At 73.9% G+C, this 21,104-nt stretch carries 8 protein-coding genes; 4 read left to right on the forward strand and 4 right to left on the reverse strand.

Annotated elements, in window-relative coordinates; translation table 11 throughout:
• Positions 1 to 41: 41 nt before the first annotated feature.
• On the reverse strand, positions 42 to 326 hold the full coding sequence (locus LZG04_RS25490; RefSeq protein WP_233821025.1) for a hypothetical protein: 285 nt from the start codon (positions 324 to 326) through the stop codon (positions 42 to 44).
• 98 nt (positions 327 to 424) lie between these two features.
• Between LZG04_RS25490 and LZG04_RS25495 the strand changes: the two genes are divergently transcribed.
• Together LZG04_RS25495 and LZG04_RS25500 are read left to right on the forward strand one after the other, a co-directional pair.
• Positions 425 to 1,270, forward strand: a complete 846-nt coding sequence (locus LZG04_RS25495; protein WP_233821027.1) for a helix-turn-helix transcriptional regulator — start codon at positions 425 to 427, stop codon at positions 1,268 to 1,270.
• A gap of 8 nt (positions 1,271 to 1,278) precedes the next feature.
• Entirely contained in the window at positions 1,279 to 1,440 is a 162-nt protein-coding gene (locus LZG04_RS25500) for a DUF397 domain-containing protein (protein ID WP_233821029.1), read from the forward strand.
• Positions 1,441 to 1,518: 78 nt separating this feature from the next.
• Here LZG04_RS25500 and LZG04_RS25505 read toward each other — a convergent pair whose 3' ends face one another.
• Positions 1,519 to 2,136, reverse strand: a complete 618-nt coding sequence (locus tag LZG04_RS25505) for an RICIN domain-containing protein (protein WP_233821031.1) — start codon at positions 2,134 to 2,136, stop codon at positions 1,519 to 1,521.
• A gap of 474 nt (positions 2,137 to 2,610) precedes the next feature.
• On the opposite strand from LZG04_RS25505, the gene LZG04_RS25510 reads away from it, so the two are divergent.
• Entirely contained in the window at positions 2,611 to 6,372 is a 3,762-nt protein-coding gene (locus LZG04_RS25510; RefSeq protein ID WP_233821033.1) for a hypothetical protein, read from the forward strand.
• An 82-nt stretch (positions 6,373 to 6,454) separates the two neighbouring features.
• Here LZG04_RS25510 and LZG04_RS25515 read toward each other — a convergent pair whose 3' ends face one another.
• Both LZG04_RS25515 and LZG04_RS25520 read right to left on the reverse strand, forming a co-directional pair.
• Positions 6,455 to 7,903, reverse strand: a complete 1,449-nt coding sequence (locus tag LZG04_RS25515) for an aspartate aminotransferase family protein (protein ID WP_233821035.1) — start codon at positions 7,901 to 7,903, stop codon at positions 6,455 to 6,457.
• 1 nt (position 7,904) lies between these two features.
• Entirely contained in the window at positions 7,905 to 8,279 is a 375-nt protein-coding gene (locus LZG04_RS25520; protein ID WP_233821037.1) for a nuclear transport factor 2 family protein, read from the reverse strand.
• Between the two features lie 180 nt (positions 8,280 to 8,459).
• Between LZG04_RS25520 and LZG04_RS25525 the strand changes: the two genes are divergently transcribed.
• Positions 8,460 to 21,104 (forward strand): type I polyketide synthase, encoded by a 12,645-nt coding sequence (locus LZG04_RS25525; protein ID WP_233821039.1) that lies wholly within the window; start codon positions 8,460 to 8,462, stop codon positions 21,102 to 21,104.

Here is a 21,104-nt window from a genome sequence, read left to right on the forward strand (position 1 = left end):
CGCGGCGGACCCCGCCAAGGCCCACATCTCGTCGACCCTCGTCACGGCGACGGGTCGACACGGTGATCGACCCACACCAGCCGGGCCGCCACGGCCGGCGGGCGGCTGAGCAGGCGGGCGGCGCGTTCCGGCGACCTGAGCCGCATCCTCGTGCCGCCGCTGGTGGAGACGACTTCGGCGTGGTCGGGGAAGGCCAAACCCCAAGCGGCGATGTCGGCGTCGGTGTTGTCGTGCACCTGGACGACGGCGAACAGCCGGGGTGCGTCGTCGGCCACCATCTCGGCCACGAAGGTGTCCAGGTCCGGTACGAGCTCGGTCTCGGTCATGGCAGCGAAGCTAGTACTAGAAATTCTAGTGCGGAATGCTTGCCACTCGATCGTGTGAGTTGTTGGCGGCTGGCTCGCGGTCGCGGCAAGCTGATCGGGTGAGTTCGCCCCAATCCGATCCCGGTCCCGTCGTGCAACGCATCCTGCTCGGTGCTGATCTGCGGGAAGCCCGCGAGACCGCCGGTCTGTCCAGCGCCGAGGCGAGCAAGGCGCTCGGTTGGTACACCGGGAAGCTGTCCAAGGTCGAGCAAGGCGACATGAAGGTCACCGACAAGGATCTCGCCAAGATGGTCCGGCTCTACCGCATCCCGGAGGACAAGACCGCGGTGCTGGGGCGGCTGGCGACCGACTCCCGGCGCAAGCTCCAACCGGCGCGGGTGCCGGAGCACTCGGTGAAGTACGTGAACCTGGAGCGCGCGGCCACCGAGCTGAAGGTGTTCAGCGGCGACTTCTTCCCCGGCGTCATCCAGACCGCCGAGTACGCCAGGGCGATGCTCCAGCGGTCGGTCATCGCCTCGGCGGCGGATGTGGAGCGGATGGTCGAGGACCGGGCGCAACGCCTGGCCCGGATGAAGTCCCCGGACGCGCCCCGCCTGTGGCTCGTGGTCGGCGAGGAGGCGCTGCACCGCGAGATCGGTGGCGGCCCGGTCCTGCGCGCACAACTCCAAGAGGTCCGCGACCTGGCCAAGTCGCCGAACATCTGCGTGCAGGTCGTGCCGTTCGACGCCGGGGCGCACGCATCACACGGGGTGCTGTTCACCATCGTCACCCTGATCCCGGATCGGCCGGGTGTCGTCTACGTGGAAGGGCTGACCGCAGCGGACTACCTCGGGCGGGAGCACGTCCGGACCTACAACCTGGCTTTCGACAGCCTCCGGGCCAACGCCTTGAGCGAGCAGCGCACGGTTGAGAAGATCAACCGGCGTATTCGCGAGTTGGCCTAGGAGTCCTCATGTGGCGGAAGTCGTCTCGCAGTGGCGGCGCGCAGGGTTGTGTCGAGGTGGCGAGGTCCGCCGGACGGGCGGCCGTGCGGGATACCAAGAGTCGGGAGTCCGGGACGTTGGTGTTCCGGTCCGGGGCGTTCCAGGCGTTCCTCAACTCCCTCAAGCAGTGAGCTTGTCCAGCCCACCCGGTGAAGGGGCAGCCCTCGGAACGATCGTCCCGAGGGCTGCGCACTCATGACGCTGAACAACTAGTAGCGGTACTTGTCCCACCGCTGGCCGTTGCTGCCGGTGTTCTCCCACTGGATGGCATGTGCGCCGTTGGCCGTGCTGCTTTCGCCGATGGCGAGGTACTTGCCGCTGTTGACGTTGATGATGTGCCCGCCGTTGTCGCACCGCCAGCGCTGGCCGTTGCTGCCGGTGTAGTCCCACTGGATGGCGTGCGCGCCGTTGGCCGTGCTGCTTTCGCCGATGGCGAGGTACTTGCCGCTGTTGACGTTGATGAGGTGGTCGCCCCACAGATCCCAGAGCTGGCCGAAGCTGCCGGTGTAGTCCCACTGGATGGCGTGGGCACCGTTGGCTTCGCTGCTGCTGCCGATGGCGAGGTACTTGCCGCTGTTCCGGTTGACGATCCAGTAGTACCCGTCGTCACCGCACGTGGTGGACGAGGTCCGCACGGCGGAGCGCCGGGCGGCCAGTCTGTCGAACTTCTCGGGGTGCAGGCGTGCCAGCTCCCGCAAGGTCTCCTCCGGCACCTTCACCAGGCCGCCCGCTGGGGCGGACGGCGCGCTCGCGGCGCCGGCCGTCTGGGGTACGGCGATGAACGTCGCGATCGTCGCGACGATCAGAAAAGCTCTGATGACGGACATGCTTGGGCCCTTCGTCTTGGTTCGTCGTTCCAGCAGTTCTTCGTGCCTCAGGGGGAGTCCGGGCCTGGTCGGCGAATCCCCGTCGTGCGGCGATCGCCTGGATGGTCCGGCCGCCGATCGGTCAGGTCACGACGGCAGCGCTCCCGGCGACCGGGCCGGTCTCGTCGCCACCGCACTCGGTCATCAGCACGGTGCTATCCGCGCGACCCCGGGAGGTGTCCGGACGATCGGCGTGTCCGATACCCCAACGAGCGTCCGTGATGTGCGCTTCATGGTTTTCCTCCCCGAATAGACGACGCTTTCGCGACCGTGGGAACCGCTCCCGACCCACGAAGCCGCGGCTGCGCACGGACTCGACGCCACTCGGTGGGTGTGTAACGTTCGTACAGCTCAGGGGTTGATTGATGTCCTGGGGAGGACGTTGGACAACAACTTCTGACCAATGAGGGGAACGAGTCGTTTCGAGGGGGAATAGTGCCGCGACCGGAACGGCCATTGGGGCCGGAGGACTCTGTTCTGATCAGCTTCGCGCGAAGCCTGCGCAACCTCCGGGAGAAGGCCGGTTCACCCACTTACCGCGAGTTGGCCCGATCGGCGCACTACTCCGCGGCGTCGTTGTCGGAGGCCGCGGCCGGCCGGAAGTTGCCCAGCCTGGACGTCACCCTCGCCTTCGTGCGCGCGTGCGGAGGAGACGTCGACGAGTGGCGACAGCGCTGGAAGGAGGTCGCCGCGGAGTTGGCCGCCGATTCCCGCACCGAAGAGCCGAGCCCGGGTGGACGCACGCCCTACGCGGGGTTGGCGGCGTTCCAGCGCGACGACTCCGAGTGGTTCTTCGGCCGGGAGCGGCTGGTGCAGGACTTGTACGAGCGGGTGGCGCGAGGTCGGTTCCACGCGGTGTGCGGTCCGTCCGGCGTGGGGAAGTCCTCGGTGCTGCGCGCCGGTCTGCTGGCCAGGGTGGAAGCCGAGGGCCTGCCCGCCGGACCCGCGATCGCGGTGCTCGTCACGCCGGGGGCGCACCCGCTGGAGGAGTGCGCGGTCCAGCTCGCCGCCCGGACGGGCAAGACCTCGGGGCAGGTGCACGCCGACCTGGAGTCCGATCCGCGCAACCTGCACCGCGGCCTGCTCGAACTGTTGGCCGACCGGTCCCCCGGAACCGAGGTGCTGCTGATGGTGGACCAGTTCGAGGAGGTCTTCACGCTCTGCCGGGACCGCCGGGAGCGAGCCCTGTTCATCTCCGCCCTCGTCACCGCCGCGGAGGCGGACAACAGCCGGGTCCGCGTCGTGCTGGGCATGCGGTCCGACTTCTACACGCGGTGTTCGGACCACCCGGAGCTGGCCGCGGCGTTGACCGACTCCCAGGTCCTGGTCGGCGCGATGACGCCCGAGCAGCTGCGCCGGGCGGTGTGCGAACCGGCGGTGCGCGTCGGCTGCCGGGTGGAGGGCGCGCTGCTCGCCGAGGTCGTGGCCGCGGCCGCCGGGCAGCCCGGCGCGTTGCCCACGGTCTCGCACGCGTTGCTGGAGACCTGGAAGCGGCGCAAGGGCAACACCCTGAGCCTCGCCGGCTACCGGGCCGCCGGCGGGATCGACGGCGCGTTGGCGCACACGGCCGAGAACGTCTACGTCGGCTTCTCGGCCGCCGAACAACAACTGGCACGGGAGCTGTTCCTGCGACTGACCGCGTTGGGCGAGGGGACCGAGGACACCCGACGCCGGATCGACCGCGAGGAGCTGGACGACTCGCCGGGGCTCGAAGTCGTGCTCACCAGGCTGGCCGACGCACGGCTGATCACCCTTGAGGAGAGCACCGCGCAGCTCGCGCACGAGGCCCTGATCAGCGGCTGGCCGCGGCTGCGGCAGTGGCTGTCCGAGGACCGCGACGGGCTGCGGACCCACCGCGCGCTCACCGACGCCGCGCGGACCTGGACCGCGCTGGACGAGGACCCCGGGGCCCTCTACCGGGGAGCGAGGCTGGCCGCCGCGCGGGAATGGGCCGAGCGGGACGGCAACCAGGAGCGGCTCACCTCGACCGAGCGGGCGTTCCTGCGCGCCGGCGACCGGGCCGAGAACGCCGAGCAGCAGGCCAAGGCCCGCCGCCTGCGGCAACTGCGGCTGCTCACCGTCGGACTGGCCGTGCTGCTGGTGGCCACGACCACCCTCGGGGTCGTCGCGTTGCGCCAGGGGGAACTGGCCGTGCGCGCGGGTCGGGTCGCGGTCTCGCGGCAGTTGGCCGCGCAGGCCATGGTGCTGAGGGACTCGCGGCCGGCGACGGCGAAGCTGCTCAGCGCCGAGGCGTTCAGGACGTCGCCGACCGCCGAGGCCCGCGGCGCGCTGCTGAGCACCTCGGCCCGCGAGTCGTACCTGGCCGAGGTGACCGGCCACACCAACGCGGTCTCCGACGTCGTGTTCAGCGCCGACGGGGACACGTTCCTGACCGTCAGCAAGGACCAGGCGGTCATCGTGTGGGACACCCGGAGCCGGACGCGCCGCGCCACCCTCACCGGCCACGCCACCTGGTTGCGCGCCGTGGCCGTCAGCCCGGACGGGCGCACCGTGGCCACCGCCGGCGACGACCGCGAGGTGGTGTTGTGGGACGCCGCCGCCGGCCGGCCGGTGGCCCGGCTGACCGGTCACACCGACCCGGTCAAAGACCTGGACTTCAGCCCGGACGGGCGTGCGCTCGCCTCGACGAGCCTCGACCGGACGGTCATCATCTGGGACGTCGGGAGCCGCACCCCGATCGGCCGGCTGGCCGGTCACACCGGCGCCGTCCTCGCGGTGGCGTTCAGCCCCGACGGGCAGACCCTGGCCACCGGCAGCGCCGACCGGACGGTCGGGCTGTGGCGTCGTGACACCGCGACGAGGACGGCAACGCTCACCGGCCACACCGAGTCGGTGGACGCGGTCGCGTTCGCCCCCGACGGCCGCACCGTGGCCTCGGCGGGCCCCGACCGGACCGTCCGGCTCTGGGACACCACCGGGCAGCAGCCGCCGACGACGCTCACCGGCCACACCGGTCAGGCCCGCGCCGTGGCGTTCAGCCCCGACGGGCAGACGCTGGCCTCGGCGGGCCACGACCAGACCGTGATCCTCTGGGACGTGCCGAGCCGCACGCCGCGCGCCCGGCTGACCGGGCACCACCACAACATCTACACCCTGGCGTTCCACCCCGACCAGCCGCTGCTGGCGTCGGCGGGGGAAGACCGCAGGATCGTCCTGTGGGACACCACCCGCACCCCACTGGCGGGTCACGCCGACCTGGTCACCGCGGTGGCGTTCAGCCCGGACGGGGAGACAGTGGCCACCGGCGGCGCCGACCGCGCGGTGATCCTCTGGGACGCCCGGGAACGGGTCAGGCTGGCCACCATCCCCACCGGGGTCGGGCCGGTCAACGCGGTCGCCTTCAGCCCGGACGGCCGGACGCTGGCCGCGGGTGGCGGGGTGGCCCGCCACCTCAACGGGGACGCCGACCACGGCCTCGCCCTCTGGGACGTCACCGACCGCGCGAGGCCGACGCCGACCGCCCGGCTGGTGGGGCACACCGACCAGCTGCGCACCGTGGCGTTCAGCCCGGACGGGCGGACGCTGGCCACCGCGGGCACCGACCGGGAGCTGATCCTCTGGGACCTGGGCACGCGCGCCCCCGTGGCCCACCTCGAGCACCAGGGCACGGTCAACAGCGTCGCATTCCACCCGGACGGGCGGACCGTGGTCGGCAGCACCCAGGACGAGTCGGTGGTCTGGAACGTCGCGGACCACACCCGCGTGGCCACGTTGCCCCACGGCGGAGCGGGGCACGGCGCGGTGTTCAGCCCCGACGGCCGCACGCTCGCCACGGTGAGCGCGGAGGGCACGGTGATCGTCTGGGACACGCGTACGTGGGCACCCCTGCGCACGCTGACCCACCCCGACCCGCTCGTCGGCATCGCGTTCAGCCCGGACGGGCGGACGCTGGCGACCGGCAGCACCGACCGCACGGTGGTTCTGTGGGACGCGGCCACCGGCGCACCCCTGGCCGCCCTGACCGAGCACACCGCGCCCGTCAACGCGGTCGCGTTCAGCCCGGACGGGGAGTCGCTGGTCACGGGGAGCTCGGACAAGAGCGCGATCCTGTGGCACACCGATCCGGAGGACACGACCGAGCGGGTGTGCCGTGACCTCGCTCGTGACCTCACCGAGGAGGAGTGGCGGCAGTTCCTCCCCGAAACGCCTTACCGCAGGACGTGCGCGCCGGCCTGACCCGTCAGGGGGAAACGGCCCACCGACCGGAGGGGACGCGGTCGGTGGGCCGTAGGGGACGGCCGACCCCTGGGGGGTTGGATCAGCCGGGCAGCAGGGCGGACGGGTTGTCGCGCAGAGCCGTGCACGCGGCGCGCAGGCCCGTGGCCAGCTGGTCGATCTGCTCGTCGGTGATGAAGACCGACGGCTCGAACCGCAGGGTGTGCGTGGCGCTGGCGGTGGGGAAGACGCGCACGTGGTGGGCGTTGAGCAGGTAGCCGGCCAGCACGTAGCCGAGCAGGCCCTGGCCCGCCAGCTCGCCCACCGGGCCCTCGGCCCCGGTCTGGTCGTGGAACTCCAGCCCGAGCATCAGGCCCCGGCCGCGCACGTCGGCGACCACGGTCGGGAAATCGGCCTGCACGGCGCGCAACGCCGACTCCAGCGCCGCACCGCGTGACGCGGCGAGCCGGCACACGTCGAGCTGCTCGACCAGCTCCACCACCCGCGTGCCGAGGTGGCAGGAGAACGCGTCCTTGGCGAACGTGGAGCTGTGCACCAGCTCGAAGTCCGGCACGTACTTCGACTGCCGCATCAGCGTCACCGCCGACTTGGCGACACCACCGCCCAGCGCCTTGGCCAGCAGCACGTAGTCACCGAGCAGCCCGACGTGCGACGAGGCGAAGAACGCGCCGGTCCGGCCGACACCGGTCTGGATCTCGTCGACCACGACCGGGAAGCCGCCCGCGTCGGCCGCGGCCCGGATGTCGGCCGCCACCTCGGCGTCGAGCACGTGGATGCCGCCCTCGCCCTGGATCGGCTCCACGAAGAACGCCGCGATCACCGGCAGGTCCCGTTCGACCAGGTGGCCGTCCTGGACGTCGAGGAGCGTGACGCGGCACGCCTCGACCTCCTTGGCGACCTCGCCGCCGGACACGAACCGCGCCTGCACGGCCAGCGTCCGGAACGGCAGCCGGTAGCCCGCGTTGTGGGTGAGCTGCACGCTGCCCGCGAGCTTGCCGTGGAACGACCCCTCCAGCGTCAGGAACACCGGGGGCGCGTCGTACCGGCCCTCGTTGTGCTCGCGCACCCGTTCGGCCAGGTCGGCGGGCGCGTCGGCCAGGTGCGACTCGATCTCCTCGCGCAGCGCCGCCACCCGTGCGCCGCGGGCCATCTCCGCGTGCTTCAACGCGATCTCGACGGCCTCCGCGCCGGTGCTGGCGAAGATCGCCGAGTACGGCTCGTCGGTGCCGAACTCCCGCCAGAGCACCCGGTTGAGCGCGAGGGCCAGGTCGTTGGCGTAGGGGTGGGAGGAGAACTGCGCGTGCACGGGGACCTGCCGGGCCAGCAGGTCCCGCGCGTGCGCCACGATCGCCGGGTGGTTGTGGCCCAGCACCAGCGAGCCGTAGCCGCCGACGAAGTCCACCACCGGCACCTCGTCACCGGACGGCCGGCGCCACCACAGCGTGTCCGCTTCGCCGCGCACGTACTCGGCGTCCAGCCCCAGCTGGGACAACAGGCCGCCCAGGTGCGCCTCGGCCAGTCGCGGCTGCATCTCAGTTGTCGCCGAACGGGTTGTCGATGGCGTAGCGCCACTTGCCGTCCGGGCCCTTGCGCAGCACGTCCAGGCCGGTGCCCGACAGCGGCTCCTCGCCCTCGATGTCGAACGACCAGTCGACCACCAGCAGCGCCGTGTCGCCGGTCACGTACGACTCCTTGAGCTCGGCGCGCATCACCGGCCGCTTGGCCATGAACTCCTTCACGACCTGCGCGTGCTCCGCGCCGCTGGTGGGCTTCTCCGGGTCCCACACCGACACCGCGTCCTCGGTGTAGAGCGACAGGACGGCGTCGACGTCGCCCGAGTTCATCGCGCGGACGTACAGCGCGGTCATTTTGGTGGCGTCTTCGGGCAGCGGGAAGTTCGTGGTCATGGGGACCAGTCCTTTTCTGGGCGTTGGCCGGAATGACGGGACCGACGTTAACCAGGGCCCGGTCACGCGGTGGTAATTCGCCGACCGGAGAACGACCGACGACCGCTTCATGACTGGCTGGGTGGAATTCCTCGGTAGAACCGGAGATCGGAATCCATCCCGCTCGCGAAGGGCTTGTCGATGACGAACCTGGACGACACGGTCGCGGTGGTCGGTGTGGCCTGCCGGCTGCCCGGTGCGACCGACCCGGCCGCGTTCTGGCGGCTGCTGCGCGACGGCCGGGACGCGGTGACCGAGGTGCCGGCGGACCGCTGGGAGACCCTGTCGCCGGAGACGAAGGCGGTGCGCGGCACCCGGTACGGCGCGTTCCTGGACGCGGTCGGCGACTTCGACGCCGGGTTCTTCGGCATCTCACCGCGCGAGGCCGCCGCCACCGACCCGCAGCAGCGGCTGGTGCTGGAGCTGGCGTGGGAGGCGCTGGAGGACGCCGGGATCGTGCCGGGGTCGTTGGCGGGCACGGCGGCGTCGGTGTTCGTGGGCTCGTTGCGCGACGACTACGCCGGGCTGGCGCTCGGGCGCGGCGCGATCACGCAGCACACCAACACCGGCACGCACCGCGGCATCATCGCCAACCGCGTGTCCTACGCGCTGGACCTGCGCGGGCCGAGCGTCGTCGTGGACACCGCGCAGTCGTCGTCGCTGGTCGCGGTGCACCTCGCGGCGGAGAGCGTGCGCAGCGGCGAGTCGCCGCTGGCGTTGGCGGCCGGCGTGAACCTGAACATCCTCGCCGAGGGCGCGCTGGGTGCGGACAAGTTCGGCGGGCTGTCACCGGACGGCCGGTGCTTCACCTTCGACTCGCGCGCCAACGGGTACGTGCGCGGTGAGGGCGCGGCGGTGTTGGTGCTCAAGCCGTTGCGCGCGGCGCTGGCCGATGGCGACGACGTGTACGCGGTGATCCGGGGCAGTGCGGTCAACAACGACGGTGCGACGCCGGGCCTGACCGTGCCGAGGCCCGCGGCGCAGGCGGCGGTCGTGCGGGCGGCGCAGCGACGGGCCGGGGTGGACGCCGAGTCGGTGCAGTACGTGGAGCTGCACGGCACCGGCACGCCGGTCGGCGACCCGATCGAGGCGGCCGGGTTGGGCGAGGTGTTCGCGGGCCGGTCCGAGCCGCTGCCAGTGGGGTCGGTGAAGACGAACATCGGGCACCTGGAGGGCGCGGCGGGCATCGTCGGCCTGCTGAAGTCCGTGCTCGCCATCCGCCACCGCGAACTGCCCGCGAGCCTGAACTTCGACCGGCCCAACCCCGAGCTGCGGCTGGAGGAGCGCAACCTGACCGTCCACACCGGACACTCGGGTTGGCCGCACCCGGACCGGCCGCTGGTGGCCGGGGTGAGCTCGTTCGGCATGGGCGGCACGAACTGCCACGTCGTGGTCGCCGAGCCCCCCGCGCCGGCCGCTGCGGACGCGCCGGAGGTGACCAATGCCCGTGTGGTGGCCGGTGTTGGTTCGGCGATGGATGGCGGTGTGGCGGCCGGTGCCGGTTCGACGGTGAGCAGCGGTGTCGTGGTGGGTGCCCGGTCGGTCGGTGCCGAGCGCGGCTCCGCGGTGGATGGCCGGTCGAGTGACGGCGAGCACGGCTTCGCAGTGGTGCCGGTGTCCGGGCGCACGCCCGAGGCGTTGCGGGCGCACGCCGGCCTCCTTCGCGGCACCGAGGGCGAGCCGCGCGACCTCGCCTGGTCCCTCGCCACCACGCGCACGTCGTTCGAGCACCGGGCGGTGGTGGTCGCGGCCGACCGTGCCTCGCTCGACGCGGGGCTGGACGCCATCGCGCAGGGCGTGCCCGCGCCCCACGTCGTGAGCGGCACCGTCACCGACGGCACGTTCGGCGTCGTCTTCACGGGCCAGGGTGCGCAGCGCGCCGACATGGGAGCCCAGCTGTACCGGGCGTTCCCGGTGTTCGCGGAGGCGTTCGACGAGGTCTGCGCGCACCTCGACCCCGGGCTGCGGGACGTCATCACCTCCGGCGAGGGCCTGGACGACACCGCGTGGACCCAACCCGCCCTGTTCGCGGTCGAAGTGGCCGCCTACCGCTTGGCCGAGTCGTGGGGCCTGCGGCCCAAGGTCGTGCTGGGGCACTCCATCGGCGAGATCGCCGCCGCGCACGTCGCCGGCGTCCTGTCCCTGCCCGACGCCTGCGCCCTGGTGAGCGCGCGCGGCAGGTTGATGGGCGCGCTGCCGAGCGGTGGCGCGATGGTCGCGGTGGAGGCCGCCGAGGAGGAGTTGGACCTGCCGGACGGCGTCGCGCTCGCCGCCGTCAACGGTCCGCGCTCGGTCGTGCTGTCGGGACGTGAGGACGCCGTCCTGGCTTACGCGAAGACGCTGGGCCGGCGCACGAAGCAGCTCACCGTGAGCCACGCGTTCCACTCGCCGCTGATGGACCCGATGCTGGACGAGTTCCGCGACGTCGTGCGCGGCCTCACGTTCCACCCGCCGGTCATCCCGGTGGTCTCGACGGTGCGCCCGGACGCCGACGTCACCGACCCCGAGCACTGGGTCCGCCAGGTCCGCGAGCCGGTGCGGTTCCTCCAGGCCGTGCGGGCGGCGCAGGTCGCCACGCTGGTCGAGGCGGGGCCGGACGGCGTGTGCTCGGCGATGGCCGCCGAGGCGGGTGTGCGCGCGTTCCCGATGATGCGCAAGGGCCACGACGAGGTGACCACCGCGCTGACCGCGTTCGCCGCCGCCCACACGCGGGGCGTGGCGGTCGACTGGCCCGCCCTGCACGTCGGGCGGCGGATCAAGCTGCCCACCTACCCGTTCCAGCGCGAACGGCACTGGCTGGACGGTCAGGCCCAGCCCGTCGAGCGGGCCCAGCCCGTCGAGCAGGCCAAGCGCGTCGAACGGTCGCGGGACGTCGAACGGTCGCGGGACGTCGCCGGGCTCGTGCTCGACCACGTCGCCGCCGTGCTCGGCACGCAGCCGGGCAAGGTCAACGCCCGCCGCCCGTTCCGCGACCTGGGCTTCGACTCGCTGATGGGCGTGGAGCTGCGCGAGAACCTGGCCGCGGCGACCGGCCGGGACCTGCCCACCGGCCTGCTGTTCGAGCACCCCACCCCGCAGGCCCTGATCGCCCACCTCCAGCAGGACGACGTCACCGACGAGACCTTCGAGCGGTCGGCGCACGACGACGAGCCGATCGCGATCGTCGGCATGGCGTGCCGCTTCCCGGGCGGCGTCGAGTCGCCGGAGGACCTGTGGCGGCTGGTCGCCGAGGGCCGTGACGCGATCGGCCCGTTCCCGACCGACCGCGGCTGGTCGGGCGACCTCTACCACCCCGACCCGGACCGCTCCGGCACCACTTACGTGCGCGAGGGCGGGTTCCTGGCCGGCGCGGGCGAGTTCGACCCGGCGTTCTTCGGCATCTCGCCGCGCGAGGCCCTGGCCATGGACCCGCAGCAGCGGCTGCTGCTCCAGACCGCGTGGGAAGCCGTCGAACGGGCGGGCATCGACCCGGAGTCGTTGCGCGGCAGCCGGACCGGTGTGTTCGTCGGCGGCACGGCGGGCGACTACGGGCCCCGCATGCACGAGGCGTCCGACCAGGCCGAAGGGCACGTGCTGACCGGCGCGACGCCGAGCGTGATGTCCGGCCGCATCGCCTACCAGCTCGGGCTGATCGGGCCCGCGCTCACTGTGGACACGGCGTGCTCGTCGTCCCTGGTGGCCCTGCACCTGGCCGTGCGATCGCTGCGCAGCGGCGAGTCGAGCGCGGCCATCGCGGGCGGTGTCACGGTCATGGCCACACCCGGCATGTTCCTGGAGTTCTCGCGTCAGCACGGCCTGGCCGCCGACGCGCGCTGCAAGTCGTTCGCCGCGGGCGCGGACGGCACGGCGTGGGCCGAGGGCGTCGGCATGGTGCTGCTCGAACGCCTCTCCGACGCCCGCCGCCACGGCCACCGGGTGCTGGCCGTCATCCGGGGCAGCGCGATCAACTCCGACGGCGCGTCCAACGGCCTCACCGCGCCCAACGGCCGGTCGCAGCAGCGCGTCATCCGCCAGGCGCTGGCCGACGCGGGGCTGGAGGCCAAGGACGTCGACCTGGTGGAGGCGCACGGCACCGGCACGTCGTTGGGCGACCCGATCGAGGCCGAGGCCATCCTCGCCACCTACGGCCGCGACCGCGACGAGCCGCTGTGGCTGGGCTCGCTGAAGTCCAACATCGGCCACGCGCAGGCGGCAGCCGGCGTGGGCGGCGTGATCAAGCTGGTGGAGGCGATGCGGCACGGCGTCATGCCGCGCACCCTGCACGTCGGCGAGCCCACCCCCAAGGTCGACTGGACGGCGGGCAAGGTCGAGCTGCTCATCGACGCCCGCGAGTGGCCCGCCCCCCGGCGGGCGGGCATCTCGTCGTTCGGCATCAGCGGCACCAACGCGCACCTGGTGCTGGAACAAGGTGACGTGGCCGAGCCGACGCGCACCGAGGTGACCACGCCCGTGCCGTGGGTGGCCGGCGGTCGTGACGCCGAAGCCGCCGTCGCGATGCTGGACCGGGTGCGCGGTCGTGCCGACGTCGCCGAGGTGGCCCGCGCGCTGACCCGGCGCACCCGCTTCGACCACCGGGCCGTGCTCGTCGGCGTCACGCCCGAGGACTTCGCGAACGCCGAGCCGCTGACCGGCCACGCGGTCCCGGACGGCCGCACGGCGGTGCTGTTCACCGGCCAGGGCGCGCAACGCGCGGGCATGGGACGCGAGCTGTACGAGGCGTACCCGGTGTTCGCCCGCGCGCTGGACGAGGTCGTGGACGCGTTCGCGCCGCACCTGGACGTGCCGCTGAAGGAGCTGATGTTCGGCGACCGCCCCGAGCTGCACGAGACCCGCTACACCCAGCCCGCCCTGTTCGCGTTCGAGACCGCGCTGTACCGGCTGGCCGAGCACCACGGCCTCACCGCGGACCTGGTGGCCGGGCACTCCGTCGGCGAGCTGGTCGCCGCCCACGTGGCGGGCGTGCTCACGCTCGACGACGCGGCCGGGCTGGTCGCCGCGCGGGGCAGGCTCATGCAGTCGGCGCGGCGCGGCGGCGTGATGATCGCCGTGCAGGCCGCCGAAGCCGACCTCGGCGAGCTGCCCGACGGCGTGGCGCTCGCGGCCGTCAACAGCCCGACGTCGCTGGTCCTGGCGGGCGACGAGGACGCGGTCACGTCGTTCGCCGCCCGGTTCCCGCGGGCCCGCAAGCTCCAGGTCAGCCACGCGTTCCACTCGGCGCACATGGACGACGTGCTCGACGAGTTCCGCGCGGTCGCGGCCGCGGTCACCCACCACGAGGCGCGCATCCCGGTGATCTCCACCGCGACCGGTGAGCCGCTGGTCGCCGACGCCGACCACTGGACGCGCCAGATCCGTGGCACGGTCCGCTTCCTCGACGCCGTGCGCGGGCTGGAGCGGCACGGCGCGACGGTGTTCGTGGAGGTCGGCCCGGACGCGGTGCTCGCGCCGCTCGCGCAGGCCGCCGGCGTCACGGCGGTGTCGCTGGGGCGCGCGGGCCGGCCGGAGCCGGCGACGGCGGTGTGGGGCATGGCGCACGCGCACGCCCACGGCGCGCCGCTGGACGTCGTGTCGTTCGTGCCCGACGCCGACCCCGCGGACGACCTGCCGACCTACCCGTTCCGCCGCGACCACTACTGGCTCACCGCCCAGCCCCGCGCCACCGGCCTGGTCACCGCGGCGGTCGAGCTGGCCGAGCGCGACGAGGTCGTGCTCACCGGCGAGGTGTCGCTGACCGCCCAGCCGTGGCTGGCCGGGCACGTGGTCAACGGCTCGGTGCTGGTGCCCGGCACGGCGTTCCTGGAGCTGGCGCTGGCGGCGGGGGAGCGGGTCGGCCTGCCGCGCGTGGAGGACCTGACCCTGGAGGCGCCGCTGGTCGTGCCGGCGACCGGGTCGGTGCCGGTGCAGGTCACCGTGCGGGAGGGCCGGTTCACCGTGCACTCGCGCCAGGACACCTGGCAGCGGCACGCCTCGGGCACGCTCACCGAGCCCGCGAGCGTGGCCGAGCCGTTCCCGTGGCCACCGGAGGCCGCCGAAGAGCCCGTCGAGGACGCCTACGACCGGCTGGCAGCCCTCGGCTACGACTACGGCGAGCCGTTCCGGGGCCTGCGCGCGATGTGGCGTGACGGTGACACGGTCTACGCCGAGGTCGCGATCACCGCGCCCGCCAAGGGCTTCGCGATCCACCCGGCGCTGCTGGACGCCGTGCTGCACCCGCTGGTGCTCGAACCGGCCGGCGAAGGGCGGATCAGGTTGCCGTTCGCGTGGAGCGGCGTGGAGCTGGACGCGGCCGGCGCGACCGGGCTGCGGGTCCGCATCACGCCGAACGGCGGCGACACGTTCGCCGTCGACGTGGCCGACACGGCGGGCGTGCCGCTCGGGCGCATCGACGGCATCACGTTGCGCGCCGTCGCCAAGGACGCCCTCGCGGGCAGCTCCACGTTCGCCGTGACGTGGACCGAGGTCACCGGGCGGGAGCGGGTGGGCGACCTGGTGGTCGTGCCGCCGGCCGAGACCGACGACCCGCGCGTGGCCGTGCGCCGCGCCCTCGGGCTGGTCAAGGACTGGCTCGCCGAGGAGCACGACCCCGACGACCGGCTGGTGTTCCACACCCGGCGCGCGATCGCGGCCGAGCCCGGCGAGCCGGTGGACGACCTGGCCAACGCCGCCGTGTGGGGCCTGGTGCGGGTCGTGCAGTCCGAGCACCCGGACCGGGTGGTCGTGGTGGACGCCGAGGACGTCGACGCCGTGCACGCCGCCGCGGCGACCGGTGAGCCGCAGGTCGCGGTGCGGGACGGCCGGTTCCTCGTGCCGCGCCTGACCCGGACCGGGCTGGGCGAGGCCGTGCGGCTGCACGGCACCGTGCTCGTCACCGGCGGCACGGGCGGGCTCGGCGCGCTGGTCGCCCGGCACCTGCACGACCACCACGACGTGCGCGACCTGCTGCTGGTCAGCAGGCGCGGGCTGGACGCGCCCGGCGCGCGGGAACTGGCCGAGGAGCTGGGCGCGCGGGTGGCCGCGGTGGACGTGGCGGACCGCGACGCGTTGGCCGAGCTGCTGGCCGGCGAGCGGATCACCGCGGTCGTGCACGCGGCCGGCGTGCTGGACGACGCGACCACGACGGCGTTGACCGACGAGCAGGTGGACCGGGTCCTCGCGCCCAAGGCGCTCGCGGCGCGCCACCTGCACGAACTGGTGGGCGAGGTCGAGGCGTTCGTGCTGTTCTCCTCGATCTCCGGCGTGCTGGGCACGGCGGGCCAGGGCAACTACGCCGCCGCCAACACCTACCTGGACGCCCTGGCCGCCCACCGCCGCGCCCGGGGCCTGCCCGCCGTGTCGCTGGCGTGGGGCCTGTGGGACGCGGGCATGGGCGAGACGCTGGGGGAGGCCGACCTGGCGCGCTGGGCGCGCTCCGGCGTCGCGCCGCTCGACCCGGCGCGCGGCCTGGCCCTGTTCGACCGCGCGCTCGCCGGTGACGCGGGCCTGCTCGTCCCGGCCGCGTTGGAGCTGGCCCGGGTGGACGGCGACGTGCCCGCGCCGTTGCGCGGGTTGGTCAAGCGGCGCGTCGCCAAGGCCGTGTCGACCACGTTGACCGAGGCGAACGCGCTGGACCTGGTGCGCTCGCTGGCCGCGGCCGCGCTCGGCCACGCCGACGCCGCCGCGGTCGACCCGGAGAAGGCGTTCCGGGACCAGGGCTTCGACTCGCTGGCCGGCGTGGACCTGCGCAACCGGCTGATCGCCGCGACCGGCCGCAAGCTGCCCACGACGCTGGTCTTCGACCACCCCACGCCGACCGCGCTGGCCGCGTACCTGGTGGCGGGCAACCGCAAGGCCGGGACGACGAAGGTCGCGGCGCGGGCCGAGGAGCCGATCGCGATCGTCGGCATGGCGTGCCGCTTCCCGGGCGGGGTGCGCTCGCCGGAGGACCTGTGGCGGCTGGTCGCCGAGGGCCGGGACGCGATCTCGGAGTTCCCGACCAACCGCGGCTGGGACGTCGACGCGCTGTACGACCCGGACCCGGAGAAGCTCGGCCGCACCTACACCCGGCACGGCGGGTTCCTGCACGACGCCGACCTGTTCGACGCGGCCTTCTTCGGCATGTCGCCGCGCGAGGCCCTGGCGACCGACCCGCAGCAGCGGCTGCTGCTGGAGACGGCGTGGGAGGCGTTCGAGGACGCGGGCATCGACCCGGCGACCCTGCGCGGCAGCCGGTCGGGCGTGTTCACCGGCGTGATGTACGACGACTACGCCTCACGCCTGGCCGAGACGCCCGACGAGGTCGAGGGCTTCCTGCTCGCCGGCAACACCTCGAGCGTGATCTCCGGCCGCCTCGCCTACACCTACGGGCTGGAGGGCCCGGCCATCACGGTCGACACGGCGTGCTCCTCGTCGCTGGTCGCCCTGCACCTGGCGGCCCAGGCGCTGCGCAACGGCGAGTGCGACCTGGCGTTGGCGGGCGGCGTCACGGTGATGGCGGGCCCGAGCACGTTCATCGAGTTCTCCCGCCAGCGCGGCCTGTCGGCGGACGGGCGCTGCAAGTCGTTCTCCGCCGACGCCGACGGCACCGGCTGGTCGGAGGGCGTGGGCCTGCTGGTGGTCGAACGGCTCTCCGACGCGCGCAAGCGCGGCCACCGCGTGCTGGCCGTGGTGCGGGGCTCGGCGGTGAACTCCGACGGCGCGTCCAACGGCCTCACCGCCCCGAACGGCCCCGCGCAGGAACGGGTGATCCAGGCGGCGCTCTCGGCCGCCCGGCTGTCGCCGGCGGACGTCGACCTGGTCGAGGCGCACGGCACCGGCACGAAGCTCGGCGACCCGATCGAGGCGCAGGCGCTGCTGGCCACCTACGGCCAGGACCGCGAGGAGCCGCTGCGGCTGGGCTCGCTGAAGTCCAACATCGGCCACGCCCAGGCGGCGGCGGGCGTCGGCGGGATCATCAAGGTGGTGCAGGCGATGCGGCACGGCGTCATGCCGCGCACCCTGCACGTCGGCGAGCCGTCGCCGCACGTCGACTGGTCCGCGGGCGCGGTGGAGCTGCTGACCGAGCCCCGCGAGTGGCCGGCGGGCCGCCCGCGTCGCGCGGCGGTGTCGTCGTTCGGGATCAGCGGCACCAACGCCCACGTCGTGCTCGAACAAGGCCCGGAGCCCGCGCCGGTCGACCGCGTGACGCCGGACGTGGTGCCGTGGGTGCTGTCGGCGCGGGACGACGAGGCGTTGCGCGCCCAGGCCGCCGCCCTGCACGCCCACCTGGCCGAGCACCCCGAGCTGGACCCGGCCGACGTCGGACTCACCCTGTCCCGCCGGGCCCTGCTCGACCGCCGCGCGGTGGTCTTCGGCCGTGACGCCCTGCTGGGCGAGCTGGCCATCGGTGACGGCGAGGGCCGCGGCAAGACCGCGTTCCTGTTCACCGGGCAGGGCAGCCAGCGGGTCGGCATGGGACGGCAGCTGTACGAGTCGTCGCCGGTGTTCCGGCAGGCGTTGGACGACATCTGCGCCCACCTCGACCCGGTGCTGGACCGCCCGCTGCGGACGGTGCTGTTCGCCGAACCGGACTCCGCCGACTCCGCGCTGCTGGGGCAGACCGCGTTCACCCAGGCCGCGCTGTTCGCCGTCGAGGTCGCGCTGTACCGGTTCGTGGAGCACCACGGCGTGCGCCCGGACTACCTGTTCGGCCACTCCGTCGGCGAGGTGGCCGCCGCGCACGTGGCCGGCGTCCTCGACCTGGCCGACGCCTGCACGCTGGTCGCCGCACGGGGCCGGGCCATGCAGTCGGCGCGCGACGACGGCGCGATGGCCGCCATCGAGGCGACCGAGGAGGAGGTGCGGGCGTCGCTGCCCGACGGGTTGGCGGTGGCCGCGCTGAACGCGCCGCGCTCGACCGTGGTGTCCGGTGACGAGGACGCGGTGGCGCGGGCGATCGCGGAGTGGTCGGCCCAGGGCCGGCGTACCCGCAGGCTGCCGGTGAGCCACGCGTTCCACTCGCCGCACATGGACGAGGTGCTGGACGCGTTCCGCGCCGACCTGGCCGACGTGGTGTTCCGCGAGCCCTCGATCACCGTGGTCTCGGACGTCACCGGCGAGGTCGCGACCGCCGAGCAGCTGCGGTCGCCGGAGTACTGGGTGCGCCACATCCGGGAGGCGGTGCGCTTCCTGGACGGCGTGCGGACGCTGGAACGGCTCGGCGTCACGGAGTTCGTGGAGCTGGGCCCGGACGGTGTGCTCACCGCGTTGACCCGGCAGTGCCTGGAGCGGGAGCCGGGCTCGGCGGTGACCGTGCTGCGCGCCGGGCGGCCGGAGCTGGAGCACGCGCTGTCGGCGTTGGGCGTCCTGCACACGCGCGGGGTCGCGGTGACGTGGGACTTCGGTGACGCCCGGCCGGTGACGCTGCCGACGTACCGGTTCCAGGGCCGTCGGTTCTGGCTGGAGGCGCCGCGGGCCGCGCGGTCGGCCGGGGCGCTGGGGCTGTCCGACCCGCGGCACCCGCTGCTGGGCGCGGCGGTGGAGCTGAGCGGCGGCGACACGGTGGTGCTGACCGGGCGGGTGTCGGGCAGCGGCTGGCTCGCCGACCACCGGGTGGGCGACGACGTGCTGCTGCCGGGCACGGCGTTCGCGGAGCTGGCGCTCGCCGCCGGCGCGTACACCGGTCACCCGCACCTGGCCGAGCTGACGTTGTCGACGCCGCTGGTGCTGGGCAGCGCGCAGGTGCAGGTCGTGGTCGGCACGCCGGAGGCCGGCCGCCGTCCCGTCACGATCCACTCGCGCCCGGACGCCGAGTCGCCGTGGGAGCAGCACGCGACCGGTGTGCTGACCGGGGAGTCGCCCGCGGCCGGTGAGTTCACCTGGCCGTCCGACGGGTCGCCGGTCGACCTGGACGGCGTCTACGAGCGGTTGGCGGCGCACGGCTACCACTACGGGCCGGCGTTCCGCGGGCTCAAGGCGTTGTGGCGGGCCGGTGACGACCTGTTCGTCGAGCTGGCGCCGCAGGACGGCGGCGGGTTCCTGGTGCACCCGGCGGTCCTGGACGCCGCCCTGCACGCCCTGCTGCCCGGCGTGGCGGACGACGACGTGCCCGCCGTGCTGCCGTTCGCGTGGAGCGGGGTGGCGGTGCACTCCACCGCGCCCGCGGTCCGCGCGCGGCTGACCCGGACCGGGTCGTCGGTGTCGTTGGTGCTGGCCGACGCGGCGGGTCGGCCGGTGCTGACCGTGGACGAGCTGGCGTTGCGGCCGGTGGGCGGACGCGCGGTCCGGGCCGGGCTGCACGCGCTGACCTGGCGGAAGGTGAGCGTGCCCGGTGACCTGCCACCGCACGGCCTGGCCGTGCACCGGGTACCGGAGCTGGGCGCGCGTGAGGCGGTGCACCACACGCTCGACGTGCTGCGCCGGGCGAACGGTCCGCTCGCGATCGTGGTGCGCGACGGGCTGGAGCACGCGGCCGTGCGTGGTCTGGTGCGCAGCGCGCAGGCCGAGCAGCCGGGCCGGTTCGTGCTGGTCAGCGCGGACACCGACGACCTGGTGGACACCGCGTTGCGGCTGGGTGAGCCGGAGGTCGCGGTGCGTGGCGGCGAGGTGCTGGTGCCCCGTCTGGCCCGCACGCCGTCGGCCGACCGCGCGGTGAACTGGGGCGACGGGCCGGTGCTGATCACCGGTGCGACCGGCGCGCTGGGCACGATCCTGGCGCGGCACCTCGTCACCGCCCACGGCGTGGCGGAACTGGTGCTGTTGAGCCGGCGCGGACCGGACGCACCGGGCGCGGACCGCCTGGTCGCGGAGCTGGACGCGAAGGTGCACCTGGTGGCGTGCGACGCGGCGGACCGCGACGCGGTGGCCGAGGTGATGGCGCGCTTCCGGCCCACGGCCGTCGTGCACACCGCCGGCGTGGTGGACGACGGCACGCTCACCGGGCTCACCGCCGAGCAGGTGGACCGGGTGCTGCGGCCCAAGGTCGACGCGGCGTGGAACCTGCACGAGCTCGCCGGTGAGGTGTCGGCGTTCGTGCTGTACTCGTCGGTCGCGGGCCTGCTCGGCACGGCGGGCCAGGCCAACTACGCGGCGGGCAACAGCTACCTCGACGCGCTGGCCGAGCACCGGCACGCGGCGGGCCTGCCCGCGACCTCGCTGGCCTGGGGCCTGTGGGAGACCGAGAGCGAGCTGTCCGGCGGTCTGTCCGAAGTGGACCTGCGGCGGCTGGCGCGGTCCGGCCTGACGCCGTTGGCCGCCGACGAGGCGATGGAGCTGTTCGACGCGGCCCTGGCGCACGGCGCGCCGGTGCTCGCCGTGACGCGGTTCGACCAGGCGGCGCTGAAGGGGCGCGACGACCTGCCCGCCGTGCTGCGGGACGTGGTCCGCGTCCGCCGCAGCACCGCACCCGCACCGAAGGCCCCCGAGCCGACCGACCTGCCGGCGTTGGTGCGCTTGCAGGTGGCGGCCGTGCTGGGGCACGACGACCCGGACGCGATCGACCCCCGGCGGGCGTTCACCGAGCTGGGCTTCGACTCGCTGACCGCCGTCGAGCTGCGCAACCGGCTCGGTGCGGCGACCGGGCTGACGCTGCCCACGACGGTGGTGTTCGACCACCCGAGCCCGGACGCGCTCGCCGCGCACCTGCGGTCGTTGACGTCGGTCGACGAGGAATCGCTGGTGGACCGCCTGGAAGCGGCGGTGCGCGCGGGCGAGCTGGACGACACCGCGCTGGACCGGCTGCGCGCCCTGCTCGGCGCGGGCCCCGCACTGGACCCCGACCTCGACTCCGCTGACGACGACGCGTTGTTCGCGCTGGTCGACGAGCTGGACTAG

The sequence above is a fragment of the Saccharothrix sp. S26 genome, from assembly GCF_021390395.1.
Classification (GTDB): Bacteria; Actinomycetota; Actinomycetes; order Mycobacteriales; family Pseudonocardiaceae; genus Actinosynnema.